The 9166-nt window shown below is 64.4% G+C and carries 8 protein-coding genes; all 8 read left to right on the forward strand.

The genetic code is table 11. The features are described 5' to 3' along the window. The first annotated feature begins 43 nt into the window (after positions 1 to 43). The gene (gene argF / locus VVS03_RS04795) at positions 44 to 994 is read left to right on the forward strand and encodes an ornithine carbamoyltransferase (RefSeq protein WP_368521101.1); all 951 of its coding nucleotides are present in this window, start codon (positions 44 to 46) and stop codon (positions 992 to 994) included. A gap of 4 nt (positions 995 to 998) precedes the next feature. Further along, positions 999 to 1490, forward strand: a complete 492-nt coding sequence (locus VVS03_RS04800; protein WP_368519776.1) for an arginine repressor — start codon at positions 999 to 1001, stop codon at positions 1488 to 1490. Positions 1491 to 1617: 127 nt separating this feature from the next. Beyond that, positions 1618 to 2835 (forward strand): argininosuccinate synthase, encoded by a 1218-nt coding sequence (locus tag VVS03_RS04805; RefSeq protein WP_368534067.1) that lies wholly within the window; start codon positions 1618 to 1620, stop codon positions 2833 to 2835. After that, on the forward strand, positions 2836 to 4281 hold the full coding sequence (gene argH / locus VVS03_RS04810) for an argininosuccinate lyase (RefSeq protein ID WP_368519778.1): 1446 nt from the start codon (positions 2836 to 2838) through the stop codon (positions 4279 to 4281). It begins immediately after the preceding gene. A 302-nt stretch (positions 4282 to 4583) separates the two neighbouring features. Continuing rightward, on the forward strand, positions 4584 to 6107 hold the full coding sequence (locus tag VVS03_RS04815) for an amino acid permease (RefSeq protein ID WP_409338171.1): 1524 nt from the start codon (positions 4584 to 4586) through the stop codon (positions 6105 to 6107). A gap of 94 nt (positions 6108 to 6201) precedes the next feature. Beyond that, positions 6202 to 7230, forward strand: a complete 1029-nt coding sequence (locus VVS03_RS04820; protein ID WP_368519779.1) for an ornithine cyclodeaminase — start codon at positions 6202 to 6204, stop codon at positions 7228 to 7230. A 189-nt stretch (positions 7231 to 7419) separates the two neighbouring features. Further along, a complete protein-coding gene (locus tag VVS03_RS04825) occupies positions 7420 to 7593 on the forward strand; it encodes a Trm112 family protein (RefSeq protein WP_070769337.1) in 174 nt (57 codons plus the stop codon). Between the two features lie 66 nt (positions 7594 to 7659). Beyond that, entirely contained in the window at positions 7660 to 8919 is a 1260-nt protein-coding gene (gene tyrS / locus VVS03_RS04830; protein ID WP_368519780.1) for a tyrosine--tRNA ligase, read from the forward strand. The last annotated feature ends 247 nt before the right edge of the window (positions 8920 to 9166 follow it).

Genomic DNA, 9166 nt, shown 5'->3' on the forward strand with positions numbered 1-9166 from the left:
ATAAAATAAGATTCGTAGATACATCGAAAGGACAACGAACGATATGACTTCCGCCCCCAAGCTTCGGCACTTCCTTGCCGACGACGACCTGAGCCCCCAGGAGCAGGCCGAGGTGTTGAACCTGGCGCTGGAGATGAAAAAGGACCCGTACGGCTACCGGCCCCTCGAGGGCCCGCAGACCGTCGCGGTGCTATTCGATAAGACCTCGACGCGCACGCGCTTTTCCTTCGGCGCCGGCGTGCCGCAGTTGGGCGGCCACGCGGTGGTCTCGGACACCTCGGAGACCCAGATCGGCAAGGGGGAGTCCATCCAGGACACCGCCGCGGTGATGTCGCGGTTCGTCTCCGCCATCGTCTGGCGTACCTTCGCCCACCAGAACCTGGTGGACATGGTGGAAACCGCCACGGTCCCGGTGATTAACGCCCTCTCGGACGACCTGCACCCGTGCCAGATCCTGGCCGACTTGCTCACCTGCGCCGAGAACTTCGGTGGGGTAGAAAATCTCCGCGGGAAGAAGGCTGTCTACTACGGCGACGGCGCCAACAACATGGCCAACTCCTACCTGCTGGGCTTTGCCACGGCCGGCATGGACATCACCATCTGCTCGCCGGCACAGTTCCAGCCGGAGCAGCGCTTCGTTGACCGGGCGCGCGCTCGGGCGGAGGCCACCGGTGCTAACGTCGTTGTCAGCGATGACGTTGCGGCCGGGGCCGGCGCCGACGTGGTGATCACGGATACGTGGGTCTCCATGGGGCAGGAGGGCGACGGCAAGGACCGCCGCACCCCGTTCCTGCCGTATCAGGTCAATGACGACGTCATGGCGGCCGCGGCCGACGACGCCATCTTCCTGCACTGCCTGCCGGCCTACCGCGGCAACGAGGTCACCGCCGAGGTGATCGACGGGCCGGCGTCCCGCGTCATCGGCGAGGCCGAAAACCGAATGCACGCCCAGAAGGCGCTGCTGACGTGGTTGTTGGAACGAAAGGACAGCTAGATACATGACCGTGCCGAGTACCCGGAACGCGCGTCAGGCCAAAATCCTGGAAATCCTGGGCAAGACCCGGGTGACCAGCCAGGTGCAACTTTCCGATCTGTTGCTGGACGAGGGAATCGATATCACCCAGGCGACGCTGTCGCGGGACCTGGACGAGCTGGGCGCTAAGAAGGTCAAGCGCGACGGCGGGCGTTCCTTCTACAAGGTCGGCGGGGAGCACGAGGACTTCGATGACCAGGTCAACGGGCCCCGGGAGAAGCTGCGCCGCATGGTCGACGAGCTGGTGGTCTCCCACGACCACTCCGGCAACATCGCCATGCTGCGCACCCCGGCGGGTGCGGCCCAGTACCTGGCCAGCTTCATCGACCGCGTGGGCCTGCCGGACGTCGTCGGGTGCATCGCTGGCGACGACACGGTCTTCGTCCTGGCGCGCGAACCGCTAGCCGGCAAGGAGCTGGGGGAGCGGCTGACCGGGCGCAGCTCCACGAGCGAGTAGACCTGGCAGACTAGGGCCAGGGGTGAGGCGCGGGGTGGCGGAGTTTGTTCCCCGCGCTCCCGGTGTATAATATTTATCCAGATGAATTAATTGCAGACAACCGTGCTCAAGAAGGAGAAGATTCGCAATGAGTGCACGCGTAGTGCTGGCCTATTCCGGCGGCCTGGACACCTCGGTGGCCATCCCGTACCTGGCCAAGATGACCGGCGGCGACGTCGTCGCGGTGTCCCTGGATCTCGGCCAGGGTGGGGAAGACACGGAGTCGGTCCGCCAGCGCGCCCTGGACTGCGGCGCCGTCGAGTCCATCGTCATCGACGCCAAGGACGAGTTCGCTGAGGAGTACTGCCTGCCGACCATCCAGGCCAACGGCATGTACATGAAGCAGTACCCGCTGGTTTCTGCTATCTCTCGCCCGCTCATCGTCAAGCACCTGGTCGAGGCCGCCCAGGAGCACGGTGGCACCCACGTCTCCCACGGTTGCACCGGCAAGGGCAACGACCAGGTGCGCTTCGAGGTCTCCTTCCGCGCCCTGGATCCGTCCCTGGAGATCATCGCCCCGGCTCGTGACTACGCCTGGACCCGCGATAAGGCCATCGCCTTCGCCGAGGAAATCGATCTGCCGATTGAGCAGTCCGCCTCCTCGCCGTTCTCCATCGACCAGAACGTCTGGGGTCGCGCCGTCGAGACCGGCTTCCTCGAGGATCTGTGGAACCCGCCGACAAAGGACCTCTACGCCTACACCGAGGATCCGGGCCTGGGCAACGCCCCCGACGAGGTCGTTATCTCCTTCGAGAAGGGCAAGCCGGTGGCCATCGACGGCCAGCCGGTGACCGTCCTGCAGGCCATCGAGCAGATGAACCAGCGCGCCGGCGCCCAGGGCATCGGCCGCCTGGACATGGTCGAGGACCGCCTGGTGGGCATCAAGTCCCGCGAGGTCTACGAGGCCCCGGGCGCTATCGCGCTGATCAAGGCGCACGAGGCGCTGGAGGACGTGGCCGTCGAGCGCGAACTGGCTCGCTACAAGCGGCTTACCGATGCCCGCTGGTCCGAGGAGGTCTACGACGGCCTCTGGTTCTCCCCGCTGAAGAAGGCGCTGGACCAGTTCATCCAGTCCTCCCAGGAGAACGTCACCGGCGACATCCGCATGGTCATGCACGCCGGTTCCATCGTGGTCAACGGCCGTCGCTCGGGCCAGTCCCTGTACGACTTCGACCTGGCCACCTACGACACCGGCGACGCCTTCGACCAGACCGCGGCTAAGGGCTTCGTGCAGCTGCACGGCCTGTCCACGCAGATCTCCAACCAGCGCGACCGGGACGGCGGCTTCCGCACGGGGGCGAAGTAGATGCAGCCGCACAAGACGAACGAGGGCGCCCTCTGGGGCGGCCGGTTCTCCGGCGGTCCCTCTGAGGCGATGTTTGCCCTCAGCGTGTCCACCCACTTCGACTGGGTCCTGGCGCCCTACGACGTGCTGGCCTCCCAGGCCCACGCCCGCGTCCTGCACAAGGCCGGCCTGCTCAGCGATGCCGACTTCGAGACCATGATTGCTGGTCTCCAGCAGCTAGGTAAGGACGTCGCCTCCGGCGAGTTCACGCCGAACGCCCACGACGAGGACGTCCACGGCGCCATGGAGCGCGGGCTCATCGAGCGCGTTGGCCCCGAGGTGGGCGGCCGGCTGCGCGCGGGCCGCTCCCGCAACGACCAGGTTGCGACCCTGTTCCGCATGTGGGTCCGCGACGCCATCCGCGACATCACGGCGCAGATCACCGAGCTGATCGACGCGCTGGTCGAGCAGGCGGGCGCGCACCCGGAGGCCATCATGCCGGGCAAGACGCACTCGCAGGCCGCCCAGCCCATCCTGCTGGCGCACGAGCTGCTGGCCCACGCTCAGCCGCTGCTGCGCGATATCGAGCGCTTCCAGGACCTGGACAAGCGACTGGCTATCTCGCCTTACGGCTCCGGTGCCCTGGCGGGCTCCTCGCTGGCGCTGGACCCGGAGGCCATCGCCGAGAAACTCGGTTTCGACGCCGCGGCGGAGAACTCCCTGGACGCTACCGCCTCGCGCGACTTTGCCGCGGAGACCGCCTACGTTCTCACGCAGACGGCCATCGACATGTCGCGCCTGGCCGAGGAGATCATCTACTGGTGCACGCCGGAATACGGCTACGTCAGCCTGGATGACGCCTGGTCGACGGGCTCGTCGATTATGCCGCAGAAGAAGAACCCGGACGTTCCGGAGCTGACCCGCGGCAAGACCGGCCGTCTCATCGGTAACCTGACGGGCCTGCTGGCCACGCTCAAGGCGCAGCCGCTGGCCTACAACCGGGACCTGCAGGAGGATAAGGAGCCGATCGTGGACTCGGTCGCCCAGCTCAACCTGCTGCTGCCGGCGATGACGGGCCTGGTCAGCACCCTGGTCTTCCACGAGGACCGGATGCGCGAGCTGGCCCCGCGCGGGTTTACGCTCGCCACCGACCTGGCCGAGTGGATGGTGCGCCAGGGCGTGCCCTTCCGCCAGGCGCACGAGGCCTCCGGCGAGTGCGTGCGGATCGCCGAGGAACGCGGCGTCGATCTCATCGATCTCACCGACGCGGAGTTGGCGGGGGTCCACGAGGCGCTCACCCCGGAGGTGCGCGAGGTGCTGACCATCGACGGCGCGGTTGCCTCCCGCTCTACCAAGGGCGGCACCGCGGGTGTGCGCGTGGCGGAGCAACGCGAGCTGGTCGCCCAGCGCAATTCTCAGGCGAAGACCTGGGCGGAGACTCCGGTGATTCCCGGCGCCCAGAAATAGCACCGGCTAGCTGGCATAGCCACCATTAACGAACCGGCGCGGTTTCGTTGCCTCCTGTGGTGAGGCGACAAGGCCGCGCCGGTTTTTGCATCGGTGGGGCAGGGCTACCTCTTTCGGGGCTAGTGGTTCTCACCGTACGGCGTTCTGTTTTCTGTGGTGGTGGGGGTGTCTCCGGGGACAGTCTGAAAAACGAGACTAGCGAAGGTGCTGCCAGTCACACATCTTTGAAGTGTGTACTACAGTTCACTCAAGCGGATGTGATCCGTGCTACTTAATCGTGGACAGATTTAGAAAGCCAACCTATGACAACCAATCCAACGGGCTCCGAGTCAGCCCCCCACGAGGCAGAACGCAACGTCTACGCCTCCGAGGACCATGGCTTGCAACAGGGGATGGGCAACCGCCAGCTCCAGATGATTGCCATTGGCTCCGCTATCGGCACCGGCCTCCTTCTGGGCACCGGTGCGCGCCTCGAACAAGCCGGCCCCTCCTTGGCCGTGCTCTACCTCATTTGCGGTATGTTCGGCTACGTCATCCTGCGCTCGCTCGGCGAGCTCATCGTCTACCGCCCGAGCTCCGGCTCGTTCGTGTCTTATGCCCGTGAGTTCTACGGCGAGAAGACGGCGTTCGTGACCGGCTGGCTCTACTGGGGCAACTGGGCCATGACGCTGGTGGCCGACGCCACGGCCGTGGCCCTCTACATCAAGTGGTTCTCCCAGTACACCCACTGGATCGAAGACATCCCGCAGTGGGTGCTGGCCCTGCTGGTCATCGGCGGCATCCTGCTGTTCAACATGATGTCGGTCAAGATTTTCGGCGAGCTGGAGTACTGGTTCTCCATGATCAAGGTCGTCGCCCTGCTCATCTTCATGCTGGTGGCCATCGGCGTGGTCATCTTCGGCCACCCGAGCGGCGACCCGACCGGGTTTAGCCTGATTTCTGACGCCGGCGGCTGGCTGCCGAACGGCTTCATCCCGGCCGTCATCGTCATCCAGGGCGTGGTCTTCGCCTACGCCGGCATCGAGCTGGTCGGTACCACCAGTGGTGAGACTAAGGACGTCGAGAAGCATATCCCGCGGGCGGTCAACAACGTCCTGTTCCGCATCCTGGTCTTCTACTTCGGCTCCGTGCTGCTGCTGACCCTGGTCCTGCCGTACACCGAGTACATCGCGAACGTCTCGCCGTTCGTGACCTTCTTCGAGTCCCTGGGTATCGCGGCCGCGGCCCCGATCTTCCAGCTGGTGGTCATCACCGCGGCGATCTCCTCGCTGAACGCCGGTCTGTACTCGACCGGGCGCATCATGTACAACATGTCGACCGCTGGCTCCGGTCCGAAGTTCGGTGCCCGGATGTCTAAGTCGGGCGTGCCCTACGGCGGCATCGTTATGGCGGCCTTCGTGGGCCTGGCGGGCGTGTTCCTGAACTTCATTGTTCCGGAGGCGGCCTTCGAAATCGTGCTGAACCTGGCGGCGCTGGGCACGCTGGCATCGTGGGCAGCTATCGCCCTGGCGCACCTGAAGTTCGTGCGGCTGTCTAAGAGCGGGCGCTACACGCGGCCGGAGTATCGCTCGCCCTTCGGCGCGGTCGGGGACTGGGCCACCCTGGTCTTCATCGCCGTGGTCATCGTCCTGATGGCCTTCGACTACCCAATCGGCACTTACGCGCTGGGCGCCTCCATCCTGCTCATCCCGGTCTTCATGGTGATGTGGTTCGCCTGGCGCGACCGCATCCGGGCCATTGCCGATGAGCGCCGCGCCAAGCACCTGCCGACCTCTAGCTTCCCGGCTGCCCCGCAGTCGGACCTGCACCCGCGCGATCGAAAGTAAGTAAGATCTCTAACGGCTATGGCTGAGCGCTGGGATACACCCCGGCGCTTGGGGAAGCGACATCGTTAGTAAAAGGAAGGAAGATTAAGAAACTATGGTCAAATTCGTCGACGTTGAGAACATGGCGCGCTGGATCCAGCGCGACGGCGTAGAAAACATCATTACCGGCATGGTCGAGTACTTGGAGAGCGATTACCGCCGTTGGGAGCGCTTCGACAAGATCCCGCGCGTGGCCTCCCACACCCCGTTCGGCGTCATCGAGCTCATGCCGACCTCCGACGGCGAGGAGTACGCCTTCAAGTTCGTCAACGGCCACCCGTCCAACCCGGCCCGCGGCTTCCAGACCGTGACCGCCTTCGGCGTGCTTGCCGACGTGGACAACGGTTACCCGACCTTCGAGGCCGAGATGACCCTGCTGACCGCCCTGCGCACGGCCGCGACCTCCGCGATGGTGGCCAAGTACCTGGCCCGCAAGGATTCCAAGCGCATGGCCATGGTGGGCGCCGGTTCGCAGTCCGAATTCCAGGCGCTGGGCTTCCGCGGCGTACTGGGCATCGAGGACATCACCATCTACGACATCGACCCGGATGCCGTCGAGAAGTTCAAGCGCAACCTGGAGCCGCTGGGCTTCAACATCACCGCCTGCAACAGCGTCGACGAGGCCGTGCTGGGCGCTGACATTATCACCACCTGCACCGCGGACAAGGCTCAGAACCAGATTCTGGCCGAGCGCCACGTCGCCCCAGGCGTGCACCTCAACGCCGTCGGCGGCGACTGCCCGGGCAAGACCGAGCTGGAGGCCTCCATCCTGGACAAGTCCAAGGTCTTCGTCGAGTTCCCGGAGCAGACCCGCATCGAGGGCGAGATCCAGCAGATGCCGGAGGACTTCCCCGTCACGGAGTTCTACCAGGTCCTGACGGGCCAGGCGACCGGCCGCGACGACGACGAGCAGATCACGCTCTTCGACGACGTGGGATTCGCCATCAACGACTTCTCCGCGCTGCGCTACGTCCGCGACGCGGTCAAGGGCACCGAGCTGGAGACCGACATCGACATCATCGCCAACCCGGACGATCCGAAGGATCTGTTCTCCCTCGTGGCGAACGTTCCCTCCCTGATCTAGCCCACAGCGCACGCGGCTAAACCACGTGCGCAATTGCCTTCGCCCCGCCTCCCCGCGGCCTCGTACCGATGGGGAAGCGGGGCTTTGTCGCGTCCGAAGCCTCCACCGGCGACCGCAGCGGAGGACTCGCCGCCGGAAAGGGCGGGGCCAAGGCCGCAGGGTGGAAGCGCAACGGGTACGATGAGGGCCATGAGTTGTGACCCCGCCCTCCTAGACATTTTGGTTTGTCCGCAGGACAAAGGCCCGCTGGAGTATATCGAGGACCAGCAGGTCCTAGTAAACAAGCGCTTGGGGATCGCCTATCCCATCGAAGACGGCATCCCGGTCATGCTGGCCGACGAGGCCAAGAAATGGCCGGCCTAGGCCCAGTTCCAGGGGCGCCCCGAAACCAAAACTAAGAAGAGATCTACTAGAAGGACGACGATTTTCATGAATATCATCGATGAGTTGCAATGGCGCGGGCTGATCAACCAGTCCACGGATCTTGAGGCCCTGCGCGAGGCCTGCGAGCAGCCCATCACCCTGTACTGCGGCTTCGACCCGACCGGTGACTCCCTGCACGCCGGCCACTTGGTCCCGATGATCATGCTGCGCCGCTTCCAGGAAGCCGGCCACCACCCGCTAGCTCTGGCTGGTGGCGCTACCGGCTTCATCGGCGATCCGCGCGACGTCGGGGAGCGTTCCATGCTCTCCGAGGACGTTATCGAGAAGAACCTCGAAGCAATTAAGGGCCAGCTGCGTCGTTTCGTCGACTTCGACGGCGAGAACGCCGCAACCCTGGTCAACAACGCTGACTGGACGATGAACATGTCCGTCATCGACTTCCTCCGCGACGTGGGCAAGAACTTCTCGCTGAACACGATGCTGGATCGCGACACCGTCAAGCGCCGCCTGGAGGCCGACGGCATTTCCTACACCGAGTTCTCCTACATGCTGCTGCAGTCCAACGACTACGTGCAGCTGCGCCGCAACTACGACTGCGTTCTGCAGATTGGCGGCGGCGACCAGTGGGGCAACATCGTTTCCGGTGTGGACCTGAACCGCCGCGTCGACGGCGCCAAGGTGCACGGCCTGACCGTGCCGCTGGTCACCGATGCCAGCGGTCAGAAGTTCGGCAAGTCCACCGGTGGCGGCAAGCTCTGGCTAGACGCGGAGAAGACCTCCCCGTACTCCTGGTACCAGTACTTCCTGAACGCTGGAGACTCCGTGGTTATCGACTACCTGCGCTGGTTCACCTTCCTGACCCAGGACGAGATCGCCGAGTACCAGGAGAAGGTAGAGACCGAGCCGTACAAGCGTGAGGCTCAGCGCCGGTTGGCCCAGGAAATGACCGACCTGGTCCACGGAAAGGAAGCCACGAAGTCCGTCGAGCTCGCTGCCCAGGCGCTGTTCGGCAAGGCCAGCCTGACGGACCTGGACGAGGAGACCCTGTGCGGCGCGCTGTCCGAGACCGAGGTCGCCGAGATCGAGGCGGGCCAGCCCCGAACCATCGTGGATCTTCTGGTCGCCAGCGGCCTGGCTGATTCGAAGGGCGCGGCCCGCCGCACCATTAAGGAAGGTGGCGCCTACGTCAACAACGAGCGAGTCGAAGACTCGGAGTGGGAGCCGTCCGACAGCGACCTGCTGCACGGGGCATGGTTGGTTCTGCGCCGCGGCAAGAAGAACTTCGCCGGCGCCAAGTTCGTCTAAAACCCGCCGAAGGCAGTAACCGGCAGCGCCAAAAGTTAACCCGTCACCACCTGGTGGCGGGTTTTTATTGTCTAGCAGGGGATTTGTGGAAAATTAAAGGGGTGTGTAAATTAGTCCGAGTCGCCGCGAGAGCAGGTGACAGGGAGTTAAACTCCAGGTTGACTTTGGTTTAAAAGTTGGTCTAAGATTTAAACCCCAGTTACAAAACACGAACTTCGCTAGACAATAGCGCGGAACGGTTTTGCAA

This window comes from Corynebacterium sp. LK2537 (genome assembly GCF_040946485.1).
Lineage (GTDB): Bacteria > Actinomycetota > Actinomycetes > Mycobacteriales > Mycobacteriaceae > Corynebacterium.